Source organism: Shewanella sp. VB17 (genome assembly GCF_013248905.1).
Taxonomy (GTDB): Bacteria; Pseudomonadota; Gammaproteobacteria; order Enterobacterales; family Shewanellaceae; genus Shewanella.
The window spans coordinates 3,049,433-3,067,009 of record NZ_JABRVS010000001.1 but is presented as its reverse complement, the minus strand read 5'-3'; the positions used below and the strand labels follow the sequence as shown (position 1 = coordinate 3,067,009).

At 40.6% G+C, this 17,577-nt stretch carries 16 protein-coding genes; 8 read left to right on the top strand and 8 right to left on the bottom strand.

Annotated features, from left to right (window positions below):
* Window positions 1-14: 14 nt before the first annotated feature.
* The 6 genes from HQQ94_RS13125 to HQQ94_RS13100 all read right to left on the bottom strand — a co-directional run bounded on the left by HQQ94_RS13125 (window position 15) and on the right by HQQ94_RS13100 (window position 3,731).
* The gene (locus tag HQQ94_RS13125; protein ID WP_173294846.1) at window positions 15-722 is read right to left on the bottom strand and encodes a M15 family metallopeptidase; all 708 of its coding nucleotides are present in this window, start codon (window positions 720-722) and stop codon (window positions 15-17) included.
* Window positions 716-1,846 carry a succinyl-diaminopimelate desuccinylase gene (gene dapE, locus HQQ94_RS13120; RefSeq protein WP_173294845.1) on the bottom strand — a complete coding sequence of 377 codons (1,131 nt, stop codon included), beginning with the start codon at window positions 1,844-1,846 and terminating at the stop codon, window positions 716-718. The genes HQQ94_RS13125 and dapE overlap by 7 nt, the downstream gene beginning before the upstream one ends.
* Window positions 1,843-2,187: an ArsC family reductase gene (locus HQQ94_RS13115; RefSeq protein ID WP_254304056.1), complete on the bottom strand. Its 345-nt coding sequence runs from the start codon at window positions 2,185-2,187 to the stop codon at window positions 1,843-1,845. The genes dapE and HQQ94_RS13115 overlap by 4 nt, the downstream gene beginning before the upstream one ends.
* 287 nt (window positions 2,188-2,474) lie before the next feature.
* On the bottom strand, window positions 2,475-2,984 hold the full coding sequence (gene crr, locus HQQ94_RS13110) for a PTS glucose transporter subunit IIA (protein WP_173294843.1): 510 nt from the start codon (window positions 2,982-2,984) through the stop codon (window positions 2,475-2,477).
* Between the two features lie 75 nt (window positions 2,985-3,059).
* Window positions 3,060-3,317: an HPr family phosphocarrier protein gene (locus tag HQQ94_RS13105; RefSeq protein WP_173294842.1), complete on the bottom strand. Its 258-nt coding sequence runs from the start codon at window positions 3,315-3,317 to the stop codon at window positions 3,060-3,062.
* Window positions 3,318-3,344: 27 nt separating this feature from the next.
* Window positions 3,345-3,731: an ACT domain-containing protein gene (locus HQQ94_RS13100; RefSeq protein WP_173294841.1), complete on the bottom strand. Its 387-nt coding sequence runs from the start codon at window positions 3,729-3,731 to the stop codon at window positions 3,345-3,347.
* Window positions 3,732-4,168: 437 nt separating this feature from the next.
* Here HQQ94_RS13100 and HQQ94_RS13095 point away from each other — a divergent pair, with 437 nt between their 5' ends.
* Window positions 4,169-4,858, top strand: a complete 690-nt coding sequence (locus tag HQQ94_RS13095; protein ID WP_173294840.1) for a DUF3334 family protein — start codon at window positions 4,169-4,171, stop codon at window positions 4,856-4,858.
* Window positions 4,859-4,950: 92 nt separating this feature from the next.
* Here HQQ94_RS13095 and HQQ94_RS13090 read toward each other — a convergent pair whose 3' ends face one another.
* Together HQQ94_RS13090 and fusA are read right to left on the bottom strand one after the other, a co-directional pair.
* Entirely contained in the window at window positions 4,951-5,577 is a 627-nt protein-coding gene (locus HQQ94_RS13090; RefSeq protein WP_173294839.1) for a PolC-type DNA polymerase III, read from the bottom strand.
* 87 nt (window positions 5,578-5,664) lie between these two features.
* Window positions 5,665-7,758 (bottom strand): elongation factor G, encoded by a 2,094-nt coding sequence (gene fusA / locus HQQ94_RS13085; protein ID WP_173294838.1) that lies wholly within the window; start codon window positions 7,756-7,758, stop codon window positions 5,665-5,667.
* 461 nt (window positions 7,759-8,219) lie between these two features.
* On the opposite strand from fusA, the gene HQQ94_RS13080 reads away from it, so the two are divergent.
* From HQQ94_RS13080 to HQQ94_RS13050, 7 genes are all read left to right on the top strand, one after another.
* Window positions 8,220-8,585 (top strand): hypothetical protein, encoded by a 366-nt coding sequence (locus tag HQQ94_RS13080; protein ID WP_173294837.1) that lies wholly within the window; start codon window positions 8,220-8,222, stop codon window positions 8,583-8,585.
* 270 nt (window positions 8,586-8,855) lie between these two features.
* Entirely contained in the window at window positions 8,856-11,654 is a 2,799-nt protein-coding gene (locus HQQ94_RS13075; RefSeq protein WP_173294836.1) for a xanthine dehydrogenase family protein molybdopterin-binding subunit, read from the top strand.
* Entirely contained in the window at window positions 11,651-12,184 is a 534-nt protein-coding gene (locus HQQ94_RS13070; RefSeq protein ID WP_173294835.1) for a (2Fe-2S)-binding protein, read from the top strand. The genes HQQ94_RS13075 and HQQ94_RS13070 overlap by 4 nt, the downstream gene beginning before the upstream one ends.
* Window positions 12,185-12,192: 8 nt before the next feature.
* Window positions 12,193-13,536, top strand: a complete 1,344-nt coding sequence (locus HQQ94_RS13065; protein WP_173294834.1) for a cytochrome c — start codon at window positions 12,193-12,195, stop codon at window positions 13,534-13,536.
* Between the two features lie 459 nt (window positions 13,537-13,995).
* The gene (locus tag HQQ94_RS13060) at window positions 13,996-15,513 is read left to right on the top strand and encodes an asparagine synthetase B (RefSeq protein ID WP_173294833.1); all 1,518 of its coding nucleotides are present in this window, start codon (window positions 13,996-13,998) and stop codon (window positions 15,511-15,513) included.
* Entirely contained in the window at window positions 15,510-15,938 is a 429-nt protein-coding gene (locus HQQ94_RS13055) for an adenylyltransferase/cytidyltransferase family protein (protein ID WP_173294832.1), read from the top strand. The genes HQQ94_RS13060 and HQQ94_RS13055 overlap by 4 nt, the downstream gene beginning before the upstream one ends.
* Before the next feature lie 240 nt (window positions 15,939-16,178).
* Window positions 16,179-17,483 carry a DEAD/DEAH box helicase gene (locus tag HQQ94_RS13050; RefSeq protein ID WP_173296638.1) on the top strand — a complete coding sequence of 435 codons (1,305 nt, stop codon included), beginning with the start codon at window positions 16,179-16,181 and terminating at the stop codon, window positions 17,481-17,483.
* Window positions 17,484-17,577 lie beyond the last annotated feature (94 nt).

The following is a 17,577-nucleotide window of genomic DNA, read 5'->3' as shown; positions in this document are numbered from 1 at the left end:
GTTGATAGGTTGAGCTAAAGTCTATGCGGTTTACTCGCATCAAAATAGGTCGGGCTAGGTGCGACTCTGTGTACATATTCTTTCACGATATCGGGGATTTTTGCCATTAATACCTCTTTGAGTTCGATGTCAGTATCATCTAAAATCGATGTTACTTTATCGAGTTTAAATTGATTGAGATATTGATTAGCCACAGGGAAAAAACTCAGATGCCAAGGCTCTGGACTGACACCACTTAGGCCCTGTTGAAATGGGAAATAAAAACCAAACTCATGACTGCATTGAACCAACCAAGTGTGCAGGCGACCACAAGGTCCAGACTCTTGATATTCAGATGTGATCAGCCGTAAGTTTTTACCTGCTATGGCATTAGCGTCATAGAGATCAATATCAGTTCCCCAATGATGTCGTGATGTGCCCGGAAGCGCTGACCATAATAAGATTAATTCAACTAATTCTTTATCACTTTTATTTATTATTGATACCGGATGTGAATCAATATCTAATAATGTACGTGTCCCCAGAGCCTTAGTATTCCAAATATTCAACTGTGCAGCAAAGCTTCGATAGCCTGAACAGATCTGGATCTCTATCCCTTGAGATTTTGCAGCGGCACTCATTGTCGCTAAGGCCACAGCCGTGTCCTGTTGAAGTTTATGGCCTTGATAATCCACAAGGTGTGAGCTCTTTAGGCCATAGATTGCAGTGGTTGGGATCAGCAAAGTAACTTTTCCAAAATCACTTCATAGCATTGGGCTAATAACTCAAGATCAGACACTTTGACACATTCGTTGACCTTATGAATAGTAGCATTGACAGGGCCTAGCTCAATAACATGAGCACCGGTTGGTGCAATGAAGCGACCATCAGATGTACCACCGGAAGTTTGTGGTTGCGTATCCGTGCCTGTGATTTGTTTTATTGCATCACGAGTCGCATCAAGTAAAGGACCGTCATTAGTTAAGAAAGGAAGGCCGTTATAGATCCAGCTAATATCGTAATTCAATCCATGTGCATCCAAAATATTGAGCACTCGCTTGATTAGGATCTCTGCTGTGACTTCGGTCGAATAACGAAAGTTAAACATGACATCCAGTGCACCAGGTATTACATTCGATGCGCCTGTTCCGCCTTGTATATTGGCAATTTGAAAGCTGGTAGGTGGAAAAAATGCATTGCCATTATCCCATTTCATACGGGCTAATTCATCTAGGGCTGGAGCGGCGTTATGGATTGGGTTATCGGCAAGATGAGGATAAGCCACATGCCCTTGAATACCATTGATGGTTAGGTTGCCAGTTAAACTGCCTCTGCGACCATTTTTGACGATATCGCCTAATTTATGGGTAGATGAAGGCTCACCGACCAATGACCAAGTGATTTTCTCGTTACGTGCTTCTAGGGTATCGATAACACGAGGTGTACCATTGATAAAGGGACCTTCTTCGTCACTGGTGATAAGAAAAGCGATGGAGCCATGATGATTGGGATTTTTTTCGACAAAACGTTCGGTCGCAACTATCATCGCAGCTAACGAGCCTTTCATGTCTGCAGCGCCACGTCCATGAAGATAACCATCAATCACTACAGGTTCGAATGGCGGTGTATGCCAACGGTTAAGATCGCCAACAGGCACGACATCTGTATGTCCTGCAAAACAAAAAAGGGGGCCTTCTTTACCCCGTCTAGCCCACATATTGGTGGTATCTTCAAATACCATAGGTTCAATGTCAAAACCTTTAACCTTGAGTCTGCTTGCCATTAATGTTTGGCAGCCTTCATCGAGAGGCGTAACTGATGGGCGAGAGATCAGATCTTGAGCTAGGGTTAAGACATCTTGACTCATCGGGTAAACCACGCTTTATATTCTGCTTCTTTGAATCCCACAAGGACGTTACCTTCGCTTGATAATACCGGTCTTTTTATCAACGTTGGGTGAGCTAACATCAGTTCAATGGCTTTGGTTTCATTGAGATCTTTTTTATCATCATCACTGAGCTGTCGAAAACTGGTACTACGCTTGTTGAAAAGAGTTTCCCAGCCTATGACTGCAACCCAGGCTTCAACCTGTTCTTTGCTTAGCCCATCAATACGAAAATCATGGAAATGAATAGTCAATTGATTTGCTTCTGCCCATTTTCGCGCTTTTTTGACTGTGTCACAATTTTTAATTCCAAAAAGAGTCAAGATAATTTTCTCCATAGATGATAGCAATGCTTTTTTGCTATTTGTAGGTGTATCTTCTAGGGGTATTGTGTCATTGCCTTTACGATGTCTCAAGACCAGATAATGATAAAATATGATTAATCAAGATGAGTTATTGAGCAGTCAAATTTTAATGGGGAATAATGTGTGTCAATAAAACTTAAAATGATAAACTTAATCAATGGTTTACGGGCAGTATATACATTATTAATCTTATGTTTTATACCCATTAGTATTTTGAATACAGAGAGATTGCTCAATGAACTTGTTCAAAGATCGACAATAAAAATGACATCTTTACCTGCTTCAACGCTGCCATGTGATTTATTAATCGATGTAATATCTTCCATATTGGCCAGCACGATAGGGGTAAGCAAACTCGTTGCATGTTCTTTAAGGTAGGGTAAATCGAATGCTAGTATGGGCTCGCCTTTTTTGACGGTTTGTCCTTCTTCTGCAAGCCGTTTAAAGCCGTTTCCTCTTAGTTCTACGGTCCCTATGCCAAAATGGACAAAGAGTGCTAACCCTTGTGGTGAATTAATGCTAAATGCATGATTCGTTTCAAATATTTTACCTATAACACCGTCTATTGGGGCAAGAATTTGATTGCCTTTTGGATCAATGGCTAATCCATCACCCACTATTTTTTCAGCAAAAACAACATCTGGTACTTCCTCTATTGGCACAATGTCTCCAGATATGGGGGAAAAAACTTCAATTCCTCCTCTTGGATTGGTTTGTCCTGATATGTATCGTCTCATTCGGCTTAAAAGTCTCATTTAACATCCTTGATACAGATATCGTTTTTATTCTTTGAGTAGCATACTCAATTATTGGGGTTAGGAACAGCATGATTAGTTTAAGGTGATTATCAGTTCAGATATCTTTTCTACGGCGTGCTCTGCTTCCGGTCCTACAGCAAAAATCTTAATCGTCACCCCATGGTATAAGCCTAAATTTTGCAGTTTAAATAAACTTTTAGCACTGGCTTGCTTGCCGTTGCATTCAACGATCACATCACATTCATAGTTTTTTGCTGCTTTTACCAGCATGGCTGCTGGTCGTGTATGTATGCCATGTTTAGCCATGATAGTGATAATTTTTTCATGCATAGGCGGCGACTCATTTGTAATGGTAAATTAATATTTAGTGATTTGAAATTGTTTCTTTTTTAGTGCCTTGATAGCATCAGTGAGTTTATCTTTTTTGATCAAAATGTAGTCGGTATCAAAAGTCGAGATGGCAAAAATGCTGATGTTAGCGTCTGCTAATGTGCCTGAAACACTGGAAAGAATACCTGTCATCGAAAAACCAAGGGGGCCTATCACTTCTAAACAGCGCCAATGGCTTTCCTCTTCAATGCTTTCCAGTTTGAGTTCAGCAGGCACTACAACAGACAATTCATCTTTTGTTTTACCAATAAAAAACATCTCTTGAGTAAATACAGCTGGGGGGATGTTAGCATCCGGACTAAAGCTGTGAATACTATAAAGTTGAGAATGAACGGCAAGAGTCATTCTTGACATGATTATTATTCACCAAGTATGTTGTTATATTTCTTTATCAATATGTTAACACAAATCACGTAACTAGAAAGGGGGAAATAGGTTAACTTATTGCTTATTAACAGCGTTGATAGTCATGATTAAGTCTTAGTTATGACAATATTACTGAGTTGAATCAACCGCCAGATCTTTATAAACGCAGCGAAACAATGAGATGATGACCATGTTTTACGGCTATTACGCGTTGCTTGTAAAATACTGATGAGCTATACATGAATTTTACATCAATGATTTTGATTGAACAGTAAAAATAATGGATATGTTAATAAGTTATTTTTCAATGCCTTGCACTCTACTTGCTCTTTTTTGTTATGATTATGGTTTAAATTGCTGCTTTCATTTTGATTTATTTCACTTTTACACTCAGAATTAACTATTCCTTCTTTTTGGTTTTGATTATGACAAACTCACTTAAAATTGTTAGAACAGATGATATTTTAATGAAATTGTGTGGATCGGTTGTAAGCGTGTTATTTAAAACAACAGATAGTCAGGTATCCCATGCCGCTATGGTTCAGAGTATTTCTCGTACTGGTTTAAAGCCTGATATAGGATGTTTTTCTATCTTTGATGGTGGGTTCTCTGGTCTGGTCGTGATCAATTTTTCCGGGGAAGCTGCGCTTGAAATTTATCGTGGTTACATGACGCACATGGGAATGCCTGAGTCAGAATTTGCGAAGTCTCACATCTCTGATGAGGTCGGGGATGTTATGGGAGAATTGATGAATCAAATATTAGGTGATTTCATTAATAAGATCAGTAAGCAACTTCAAACGTCAATCAATCAAAGCCAGCCAAAGATGTTAACCATTAACAAGCAATTAACGATATCCATTGATACTAATTTAGATGAAGCAATTGCACGTAGGGTGTCATTTAAAACTCAAGATAATCATATTTTTTATTTAGAATTCGCTATGGATAAAACTGAATTTATTCAATTAAATGAATTTGATGAAGAAAATGAATTTGATCCTGATGAACTTTTTGCAGAGCATAGCGGCAAAAAGAATAAAGCAGCTGAAGCCGAAGCAAAAGATATTGCCCCAGATCCTGAAGATGATCTTTTGAATGAACTGGGGATCTGATATTTTTCTGTCGACACTTGTTATCCAAAATTCAGCGATACAAATCATGAGTATATGGCATTGTGAATTGCGAGTGGTTTGAACGTTTTAAGTTATCTGTGTGAGCCATTTTGTAAGAAGGCATGCACGTTTGATTTGGATTTTTTTGATATTTGTTGCAATAATTTAAAAGTCGGATTGGCAAGAAAGTAGCGAGTATGTATATCTTCAAGTATTGTTAACCAAAGCTTAGCTGTCATTTCAGAATCGGCTAACGCGCGGTGAAATACACCGTCATTTTCAATCTTGTTAAAGTCAACTAAACTACCCAGAGTATGGTTGGGTGCTTGCTGATAGAGACGTCTAGCAATCAGCATTGAGCAGGCAAACTCTCCTGTATATTCACGATTGATTAATGTCAGCTCTGCATCAAGAAATCGTTTATCGAATGAAGCATTATGTGCTACCAGGTTACTGCCTTGAATAAAGTCGGCAAAACGATCCATCACTGTCTCACAAGATGCGGCATCGATGAGTAACTCATTGCTTATTCCTGTGTAGTCTTCGATAAATCGACTGATCTTAAAACCTGGGTTCATTAATGCTTGAAATGTATCGACGACCATTCCGTTTTGTAATTTTACCGCACCTATTTCAATAGCACGATCGCCTTGGTTAGGCGAGAGACCTGTGGTTTCAAAGTCGAGTACGATGACTGAATTAGCAGGGCGTGTGATCATGTGTATATAACCTTTATGCGATCTACAAAAAAACAAAACCCGCGATTTAAGTCGCGGGTTTTTTATGAGGAGATGTAAAAAGTAATATTACTTCTTAGCTTCAGCCGCTTTTCTTTCTTTTACTTGTGTGATGACTTTTTCAGCAACACTGTTTGGACACGGAGAGTAGTGAGCAAATTCCATAGAGAATTGACCACGACCTGATGTCATTGTACGCAGTGAGCCGATGTAACCAAACATTTCTGATAATGGGACATCCGCTTTAATACGAACGCCTGTTACACCTGCATTTTGGTCTTTTATCATGCCTCGACGACGGTTAAGATCACCAATGACATCACCAACGTTGTCATCTGGGCTGAATACATCAACATTCATGATTGGTTCAAGAAGTTGTGCACCGGCTTTAGGCATAGATTGACGGAATGCACCTTTAGCGGCGATTTCGAACGCAATAGCTGACGAATCAACGGCGTGGAAAGCACCATCAAGAAGGACAAGTTCAACATCTAATACAGGGAAACCAGCAACAGGACCTGTGTCCATTAATGATGCGAAACCTTTCTCAACTGCAGGCCAGAATTCCTTCGGAACGTTACCACCAACAACCTTAGAGCTGAAAGTGAAACCTGTGTTTTGCTCACCAGGACGGATGATATAGTCAATTTTACCAAATTGACCAGAACCACCAGACTGTTTCTTATGTGTGTAACTGTCTTCAATTTCTTTAGTGATAGTTTCACGATAAGCAACTTGTGGCTCACCGACAATAAGGTCAACGCCGTAAGTACGCTTAAGGATATCAACCTTAATGTCTAGGTGAAGCTCACCCATGCCTTTAAGGATGGTTTCGCCTGAGTCAATATCAGTTTCTACACGGAATGATGGATCTTCAGCAATCATCTTACCGATAGCGATCCCCATTTTTTCACTGCCGCCTTTATCTTTTGGTGTAACAGAAATCGAGATAACGGGCTCAGGAAAGACCATGGCTTCTAGCGTACAAGGATGCTTAACATCACATAAAGTGTGACCTGTTTGTACGTTTTTCATCCCCACGATAGCAATGATGTCGCCAGCTTGAGCTGAATCTAACTCGTTACGCTCATCTGCTTGCATTTCGACCATGCGACCAACACGTTCAGTTTTACCTGTGAACGAGTTAAGGATAGTATCCCCTTTGTTCAGTCTACCTGAATAAATACGCACGAAAGTGAGCGCACCGAAACGGTCATCCATGATTTTGAATGCAAGTGCTTTTAATGGAGCATTGACATCAACAATGGCAAATTCGCCATTTTCAACACCTTCTTCATCAGTTAGAGGTTGTGGATCAACTTCAACTGGGTTAGGAAGGTAATCAACAACAGCATCAAGCAGAAGCTGCATACCTTTGTTCTTGAAAGCACTACCACAGTAAGTTGGGAAGACTTCCATTGTACGTGTACCCTTACGGATACAACGTTTTATTTCATCTAAAGATGGCTCTTCGCCTTCCATGTATGCTTCTAGCAAGTCATCGTCCTGCTCAAGAGCAGTTTCGATGAGCATTTCACGGTACTCTTCTACGAGATCAAGCATATCCGCTGGGATATCGGTGATTTCATAATTTTCAGCTTCACCAGTATCATCCCACACGTAAGCTTTACGAGTCAGTAGATCAACCACACCGGTAAATTCGTCTTCGATACCAATCGGTAGCACCATGATCAGTGGATTAGCCGCGAGCACGTCTTTAGTTTGTTTAACAACACGTAGGAAGTCAGCACCCATACGGTCTAATTTATTGACGAAGATAATACGCGCAACTTCTGATTCGTTTGCATAACGCCAGTTTGTTTCTGATTGTGGCTCAACACCACCACTGCCACAGAATACACCTATACCGCCGTCCAGTACTTTAAGTGAACGGTATACTTCAACAGTAAAGTCAACGTGGCCAGGAGTATCAATAACGTTAAAACGGTGATCTTTCCAGAAACAACTTACAGCAGCAGACTGAATGGTTATACCACGTTCAGCTTCTTGTTCCATGAAATCTGTTGTAGATTCACCGTCATGAACTTCACCGATCTTGTGGATCTTACCGGTAAGCTTAAGAATACGCTCTGTAGTCGTGGTTTTACCCGCGTCAACGTGAGCGAATATACCAATGTTTCTGTACTTTGATAAATCAGTCATTTTTCTACTCTAATTGGAGTTACGTTCTAAAATTCGGTGGCAGTATATCAATACTTTTAGAATTGTTTTATAGATTTTTATTAAAACTGCTTTATTTTCGGTTAAATGCGTAAAATAAAACAGCATTAGTTCATATCATACATCTCTGCATCCCATGATACAGCTCATTTACGTTATTTTCTAGTGCTAGATATTGTTACGACTGTGATTTAGTACTTTTTCAAAGGTGAGGGCGATATTGGCAGCTTCGGTGTCCTTAATGAGTGAACGCTTTGTTTGTGGCTAGCATTAGCTCCAACGTAAACGGGTGAATAAATCGGAATTTCTCTGTGTATTAACCTGAGGCTGATAAGCGTTATTTATGCAGCATGTGTGCAGTATTTTTGTTAAAGTCCTGCTTACACAATTATTAGTGATGACAATGGGCTTTCTGTCAGCACTCACACATTAAGGCGTTAACTTTGGCAATTGAACACAGTGCATTGATGGCAGTATTAACTTCGTTAGATTGTCGGACTAACTTTACCATAAAAAAAATTACCGAATATATGCTGCCTAAGCTTAAAGAGCCGATTTATTTGCACGGTTCAGGTAAAGATTGCCAATTGGTGATAAGGCCAGCTTATGAAGTGTTTCTTACTGATTTTGCTTTGCTTGATGGAGTGACTCACAAAGAAGGTTATTTTCATAACAATGAGATGACTCGTTTTCCCAAACGAATTCAAAAAAGCCTTAATGGCATTCATTATGGATTAGGGTTTAAATTTGCTGATGAAGAGGCGGTTAAGGAGTTTATTCATCGGTTAATGACTATCATCAATGGGTAATTAAGTGTTATTGCACTGGCTGGCTTAGTGGGTATGTTTTGATAGTATGGTTTAATGATTCAATCTTAATCTCTACTTTTATTTCGACATAATCCTGTTAATACTAAATAGGGAATTACTGTTTTTTATAAATGGGCTGGATAGATTTGTTTATTGTTATCATTATGTTAGGCAAACTATTTGATAAGTGCTATTATTTATTAGTGTGAGTAAATAATCCATTCAGCGCCTACTATTACGTACAGGCATTTTTCTTATTCTGGTATCTAGATGAAACATATTAAGCAGACCCGTCGAGACTTCCTTAAATCTGTGGTGATTGCTGGTGTCAGTGTGTATTTTGCTCCCCTTGCTGGTGCCGCGAGTCGTGAGCAAGACTACCTGTATAAACCTCAGGCCCCATGGGCTGATGGCAGTAAGGCTAAATTTCGCATGGATGCGATTCAAAAGGTGACTGGTCAGAAGGTATTTGCGCGTGATTTTAGAGCGAAAGACTTTCCCCATTGGCCTGATAGTCAATGGCATGGTTACATTGTGTGTGCGACCGATACCGATCATCTATTTGAAGATATCGATCTGTCTTTTCTCGCAAAACATCCCACGAAAGTGATCATGGCCGATGATCTAGCCAGTCATCATATTACATTGCCTACATATCATGGTGATGAAATGTTATTGGCTAAAGGCAAGGTTGCTCATTTTATTGGTCATCCAGTTGCCATGTTATTATTTGATTCTTTTGATGATTTTAACGCAGCTAAATCACGCTTAGATTTTAATGCCACCTTGGTAAAGTATGGGGCTAAGGTGACGCCTTTTGAACGAGATCCCTATGCAGCATGGCGAGTGATTCGCATCGCACAAGATAGAACGGAGGGACGAGATGCATTTTCTGTTTTTCAAGATGGATTATTCTTCCCTGCTTATCAATTAAGACAGCCCAAATGGCCTACTGAGCAAAACATAGCTGGAACATTAAGTGAGCGAGGAATGTATTATGCCGACCGTATCAATAAAGAGATGGCAGATCCCAGTGCTCATGTGATTGACACTGATTTTCAAACTCAGATAGTTGACCCTATGATGTTAGAGCCTGAAGCGGCTAACGTTTGGTATGATCAACAAAAGCATACCTTACACGGTGCGATCACTTGTCAAGATCCAACGGATTTTTCTGACATGGCGGTGCATTTATTAAAAGCATCGACTCAAGCTAAAGCAGTGGAGAGTGTGGTGCTTTATTCAGGTTTTGTCGGTGGAGCTTTTGGTGCGAAAGATCACTCGGTATTTCCATTTTACGCACTGGCTGCCAGCTTATTTTGTGACGGTAATCCGATCCGTATTGCCAATGACAGGTATCAGCAATTTCAACAAGGTCTGAAACGTCATCCATTTAACATCCATAATCGATTGTCGATCAACAAAGAAACCTTGAAAATTGAAGCGCTGACTTCACAGTGTCATGTCGATGGGGGCGGAAGAGAAAATTTCTCTGCAAGTGTCGCCTCTGCAGGTATGTCGGCGATGCAAGGGGTTTTTTATATTCCACAAAGCGATTTGCAAGCAACGGCTTACCATTCTCGTAATGTGACTTCAGGTTCTATGCGAGGTTACGGCTCAGCCCAATGCATGCCAATTATCGACTTGATGATAGGGCAAGCAGCCCATGAATTGAATGTAGATCCCTTTGAATTGCGACGTCAGAATTTATTACGTACAGGCGATTTGAATACTCAAGGTGCCGAAATTGATGGTGAGATCCGGTATCAGGAATTGCTGGATAAAGCGGAGTTGCACCCTATTTGGCAAAACAGAGCAGTAAATAAGCGAGAATTTGAAGCCAATCACCCGAATAAGTCGTTTGGTGTTGGGTATTCTTTACTGGCTAAAAATTATGGTACAGGTAATGTGGGTCCCAATGCCGCTGTTAATCTGACTGCAAAAGGTGAAATTGTCCTTGAAATTGAATACATGGAAATGGGCTCTGGGGCGCAAACGAGTCAAGGTTTATTGACCCATGAATTTTTTGGTCATGCGGCGGGCAGAGTTGACATTGCAGTAACTGAAACTTGGGCAGCGTTACAGCTGTTTGAGACAGACAATCCCTATACGATTAGCCAAGAAAAGCAAGATAAAATGTCCACAGATCCACGTTGGACATTGATAAAGCTAATGGCAAGCAGTGCATCTGATTCGGCCACTTTTCAAACTGAGGCGACAAAAGGCGCCTGTGCTGTGGTCTATCGTTATGGCATTTTACCTGCAGCACGCAAGCTCTGGGGCATGTCACTGGATAGCGATCTTGCTTTGGCTAAATGGGAGGCGGGTAAATTGACGTTGATGGGTCAAAAGCCATTGGATTTACACAGTTTGGCCAAGACGGCTCACGACCATGGTTTTGTGACAGGAAGCGTTGCCCATACTGTTAACCGTTGGGCTTGGACGCAAGCTGAATTTACCATTGAGGGGGATACACAGATTCACTCACTTGATGCGATTGCCGTGCGTTATGGTGAGGGGGCCAGTGCAGCGAAAAAGCAGTCTATGGATAGTTTAGGTTACCATTTGATTGAACGAAATTGGGTGAAATACCCCAGTACGCAATTTAATAATGCCATGGTGACTTATTATGCCCCTTGCGACTGCTTAATTGAACTGGCAGTGGATCGCCATACTGGTGAAGTGGACATATTGCGAACACACAGTGTACTTGATGCGGGGCCGGTGATTTCAACCCCTATTGTAGAGGGTCAGATCCAGGGCGGCTTAGTCATGGGCTTAGGGCATGTGTTACACGAATATTTACCGCCATTTGAAGCCGGAGCAGGTAGCGGTACTTGGAATCTACATCGCTATCGAGTGCCGTGCTCAAAAGATGTCAATGTGTGGCAGATGGGGTGTGAAATTCTCCCTCCCAGTCAAGCGACGGATAGACCTAAAGGCATCGCTGAAGTGGTGATGTTACCGGTTATTTCTGCAGTTCAAGATGCTATATTTAATGCGATTGGCGAACGATTCACTCAAACTCCGATCACCGCGGCGCAAATTAAGACGAGGTTGAAGCCATGAACACAGTGACTGTCGAACTTATTTTAAATGGGAAGAAAATCGGACCTATTGACGTTGCCCAAGGTACCATGATGATTCAGTTTTTACATGAATATCTCAATTTAACGGGCACTAAGTTTGGTTGTGGCGCGGGAATATGTCATGCCTGTGTGATATTAGAGAAGACTAAAACGGGCCATGTGACCCACAGAACATGCATTAAGGGAGTAGGGGCATTTAATGGGATGAACTTAATGACTATAGAAGGCCATGCAAATATTGATGTGAAGACTGAAGCCCTTGTTTTACATCCTGTCCAACAAGCGTTTATTGATCACTTTTCATTTCAGTGTGGTTGGTGTACATCCGGTTTTGTCAATGAAGCTATCGGCTATTATGAGTCGCTTAAGCAGCAACCAGTTGTTCAATCTGAGCTGCGAGCTGCACTTGAACATCACTTAGGTACGCATGTGTGTCGCTGTACCGGTTATGTGAAATACTACCAAGCGATGGAAAATCTTATCCTCTCTCAACCTGAACTGATTAGATAAGAGGGCTTATGAAACAATGGATGGGGATTGGGATTTTTACTGGGATATTAGCTGTGGGCTTTATTTATCTTGGTAGTGGTCAAACGGCAGTGATAAATCCTGAGTTAAATAATATTAAGGTGAGTGAGGCGATTAAAGAAAGAGGCCGCCAGGTAGCCATCGAAGGAGACTGTGTGGCTTGCCATACAGGGCCTAATGGTGCTGAATTTGCTGGTGGGTTGCACTTCTTATCACCATTTGGCGATATTTATTCAACTAATATAACCCCCGATAAGACTCATGGTATTGGCAATTATAGCCGTGAAGATTTTTACCGTGCGGTGAAGTTTGGCTACTCAATAAACTCAGGAAATTTATACCCTGCAATGCCTTACACTTCCTATCGAAAGCTCAATGATGAGGATATGAATGCATTATGGACATATTTTCAATCTGTAAAACCAATCGAACAGGCTAATAAGGATAATGATCTTATTTTTCCAACCAATATACGATTTACCTTAGGTGGTTGGAATCAATTGTTTTTTGATGATAGTGATTTTAAAAAGACAGTAGGTAAGAGTGATATTTGGAACCAAGGTAAGTATTTTGTTGAAGCAGCAGGGCATTGTGGTGAGTGTCATACTCCTAGAAATATAGGGTTTGCGATGAAATCAAATGCTGCATTACAAGGTGCGATTATCGAAGGGTGGGATGCGGTGGATATAACGGCTAAGCAATTAAAAAAACGAGGTTGGACACATAATGAACTGATTCGGTTTTTTAAAGAGGGAGAATCGAATTTAGGTTCAGCTTTTGCTGGCATGTACACGGCGATTAATCACAGTTTACGGCATATGAAACGAGAGAATTTGTCGGCTATATCGACTTATTTACTTGATGAAGATCAACACTCTACGATGACAATAACAAGCCAGCTAACCACTGAAGCAGCAAACAGTCCGCGTTTTTTGACTGAAGATGAAAAGGCACAAAAAGGGTATCAAGGTTATGTGAGTTATTGTGCTGGCTGCCATGGGCTAGATGGTCTAGGTAAACCCAATGCCGTTGTTGCCATTAATAATAATAGTGTATTGACCGCAGATTCAGCCTATAACGCCATTGCGGTTATTTTGCGAGGACTTCCAAGTAAACGCCAGAGCCTTATTCAAGGAACAGTAGCAATGAATGGGTTTAGTTCTGAAATATCTGATCTAGAATTAACCGAGTTGGTCAATTTTGCTAGAGTGGTATGGGGAGGGCATAGCGATTCTGTTATCGACGTTGATGAGGTAAAGGCCATCCGTAAACAGTTAGATGAATCAGGGTATTTGAAGGACTCTGGACCGGATAAGAGTCATTCAGGGCTTTGAATTCCCGCTGAACGTAATTGGCATAAAATAATCATCCAACTCTATCGTCAGTTTTACCTAGCTTAGCGATTATCTTAATCACTGCCTTGTCCAGCTATCCTACGAAAACGTTGAAATGAACATCTTGAAGTCGTTTGGGTATATAACGAGAATGGGAGGAGATTTCTTATTTGAGGGTGGATGTTGTTTACATATCATGATGGAAAGATCGATTTTCATGTCGTGAAATGATATGTCAATTAGGGTGAAAAAATATGATTTTCTTCATTTTTTATCCAAATGCAAGTTGGATTTTTTTGGAAAGATATAAGAGACTGTCCTACACTCTAATCAGTTTAACATACCCTATCGACATAACTATTTAGATTAAAAATTATGATTAATATCGTGTCATTTTTACATCATTTTTCGTGTTAGAAAATGCAATCCATTCATCAGGCATGAAGAGGGTTTTATTATATGTGCGGTATTTTTATTACCAATGATCCATCTATCACTCAAAATACGCTGGATATTATTGAAAAGACATTGAGGTTTCGAGGGCCTGATGGGTCATCGGGTTTGATTGAGCATAATGGTTGGAAGGCATACCATTCTCGATTAGCCATCATTGATATCGACAGTGGGGTTAATCAACCTTTGATCCACGGTGATGGTGGGTTATTAGTGTTTAATGGTGAAATTTTGAATTTCGTCGAACTGGGTGAGAAGTATTTCAACAAGGGCTACAAAAGTGACACTGTTTTATTAAGTGATCTCGCTAGCATCGGCAAGTTAAATTTATCTGAGCTTGATGGTTTTTTTGCTTTTGTGTATATCGATCACCAAGGTGAGATGGCATACTGCGCTCGAGATCGCTTTGGCGTAAAACCGCTTTTTTTCCATAAACGTGATGGTTATATTACCTTATCTTCTGAGCCAAATACGCTGCAAAAACTGTTTAATTTATCGGTGAATGATCATGCGATTGAAGAATATCATGCGGTGAGAGCGCCGATCTTGAGTGGGTCATTTTTTTCGGGAATAGATGAAGTCGCACCAGCCAAATGTTTAATTAATGGTGAGTATTTCAATCTCTTGACGTATTTAGACGGAAAATATGAAGAGTGTGATCTCTCTCGATTAACCATGGCCGTCGAAAAAGGGATCACGACACGGCAAGTATCGGATGCACCCATTGGGTTATTATTAAGCCGAGGGATAGACAGCAACTTACTAAAAGAGCTGGGGAAGTTTGATAAATATTATACCATCGGCTTTAAAGGTGATGAGGATTTAGAATATTTAAGAAAGCAAAATATTGATAACTTGACTATTGTAGAATGCTCTGCACAACAGTACCGAACTGAATTTGAGCGTTTATTAGCGTTACGTGGCGAGCCCATGTCAGTACCTAATGAGGTGTTACTGTCTATCATCGCGAAAGTGGCAGCATCTGAAGGCATAAAAGTACTCTTGTCCGGTGAAGGGGCCGATGAGTTTTTTGCTGGCTATGATCGTATTTTTAAATGGGCAAGTACCGTGTGTCAGTTTGATATTGATATCTTTTTAGACATGTATTGCTATATACGTCCAGTTAAAGGTAGCGACTTTTACCTAAAAATGGCCTCTCTTTTTGATGGATTGACGTTTGTGAGTCCCTTTGAAACGGTGAGGTGGTTCTTTATTCGTTATCATATGCCCATTCTATTTCGTCGCTTAGATTTCTCTTTGATGGCTGCAGGCATAGAAGGGCGTGAGCCGATAGCAAATATGCATACCTTTAAGATTGCTGCCAAGTTATCACCAGATGCATTAATGGGCGATACTTTAGGCAAAACACCTCTTAGAGAGCTTATTGCTCCTTATAAAGGCCATCAATTTGCGTTTGAAAAAAAAGTCGGTTTCCCCGTCGATTTGACCGCCATTTTTGACCCTAATGGTGATGAAAGTTCATATGAGATCTGGTTCAAAGAAAATTTAAGGATAATTAAATGATCATTGGATATACAAGTGGAGTGTATGATCTATTTCACGTTGGGCATGTCAATTTATTGAGAAATGCCAAAGCCATGTGTGACAAGTTAGTGGTGGGTGTCACGGTAGATGAGTTGGTGATGTATAAAGGCAAGCAATCAGTGATCCCGTATACTGATCGTATTGAAGTGGTTAGAGCGTGTAAATATGTCGATGTCGCGATCCCACAAAATAATATGGATAAGGCCGCTGCAGCATTAAAAAATCATGCTAGGTACCTATTTGTTGGTGATGATTGGTATGACACGCCTAAATGGAAGGATTTTGAGAAACAATTAGCTGAAGTAAGCTGCGAAGTGATTTACTTTCCTTACACAGAAGGTACATCAAGTACGCTGATTAATGAAGCCTTAGAAGATATTAGAGACAGTAATAAGTCAGGTTAAACAATAGCGTTGAATATGTTATCGTTCTATCGATGCTTCTGATGTTGTATGCTTTATAACTAAAAATGTTCTATTTTCCTTGTTAATCAATAATTTAACGAATTGTTTTATTGTGCAGTGATTTATTTTACTCAATAGCGCTAGGGGTTAGCTTAGAAGGACAGATATAATCTGTTTCTCTAGCTTCTAGCACATGTATTTTTGCTTAAGCTCAACAGCGTACTTTATTTGAGATTTATGATGTCATTTTCAACACTAGGATTAAGCGAACCGATCATTAATGCCGTTACTGAGCTGGGTTATACCTCGCTTACTCCTATTCAAGCTGAGGCTATTCCCCTTGCTCTAAAAGGCAAAAACCTGATCGCAGCAGCGCAAACAGGCAGTGGTAAAACAGCGACGTTTGTGTTGCCCATTCTTGAGATGTTATCTCGCGGCGTGACTCAACGTAAAAAACGAGCTCGTGCGCTTATTCTAACGCCGACAAGAGAGCTTGCTGTGCAAGTTTGTCACAGCATTGAAGCCTATGGGAAACATCTGTCACTCAAATCTATTGCAATATATGGTGGCGTGGACTATGCACCGCAAAAGCAGCAATTACTTGATGGTGTTGATATTGTGGTTGCAACACCTGGACGTTTGAGGGATCTTTACACCCAAAGAGCGATTCATTTTGATGAAATAGAATTTTTAGTGCTTGATGAAGCTGACAGAATGTTAGACATGGGCTTTATCGAAGACATCACCAAAATCATCGATACACTACCAGACAACAGACAAAACTTATTATTCTCTGCAACATTGTCCAGACAAGTGAGAGAACTTGCTAAAGAGACCTTCCTTAATGCTATTCAACTTTCTTTTACGAAAGAAAATGTCGATAAACCGGATATTGATCAATGGCTGATAACGGTAGACAAAGATAAAAAATCAGCATTATTAAGCCACCTTATTAATGAACACCAGTGGCAGCAAGCATTGATTTTTATTGAAACGAAACATGGTGCAGGTAAGCTCGTCAGCCAACTTGGCAAGCGAGGTATTGAAGCTGAAGCGATACACAGTGGCCGTACACAAGCTATTCGCGAACAACTACTGGCCGACTTTAAGGCAGGTAAAATTAAGTACCTAATCTCGACAGGCGTCTCGGCACGTGGGATAGACATAGAAGTGTTACCTTTGGTGATTAATTATGATCTGCCTTTTCCTGCCGATGAGTATGTACATCGTATTGGACGTACAGGACGGGCAGGGGCATCGGGCCAGGCCATTTCCTTGGTGTCTAGAGATGATTTTAAGAATCTGTGTATGATTGAACGCCGTTTAGGGCATCTTATTACACGCAAAGAAATTGAAGGATTCAAGGCGAGTAAAGAAGTGCCTATTTCGGTGTTAAATTTCGAGCCAAAGCACAAGCCTGCTCGAGCCAGCAGTGAAGATAAGCACACAAGTACTATCAGTAAAAGCCAATTGCCATCACGTGATCAGCGTCCATCAAAAAATGCTGGGAGTAAGAAACTGCCACCTAATCCGTGGAATGTGTAAAAAGAAGGGAGCAAAATAATGGGCAGTGCATCTTGGGAAAATAAATGGTTGGAGCGCTTCATAAGGAATTTCCTCTTTGAAGCCTTGGTCTAGC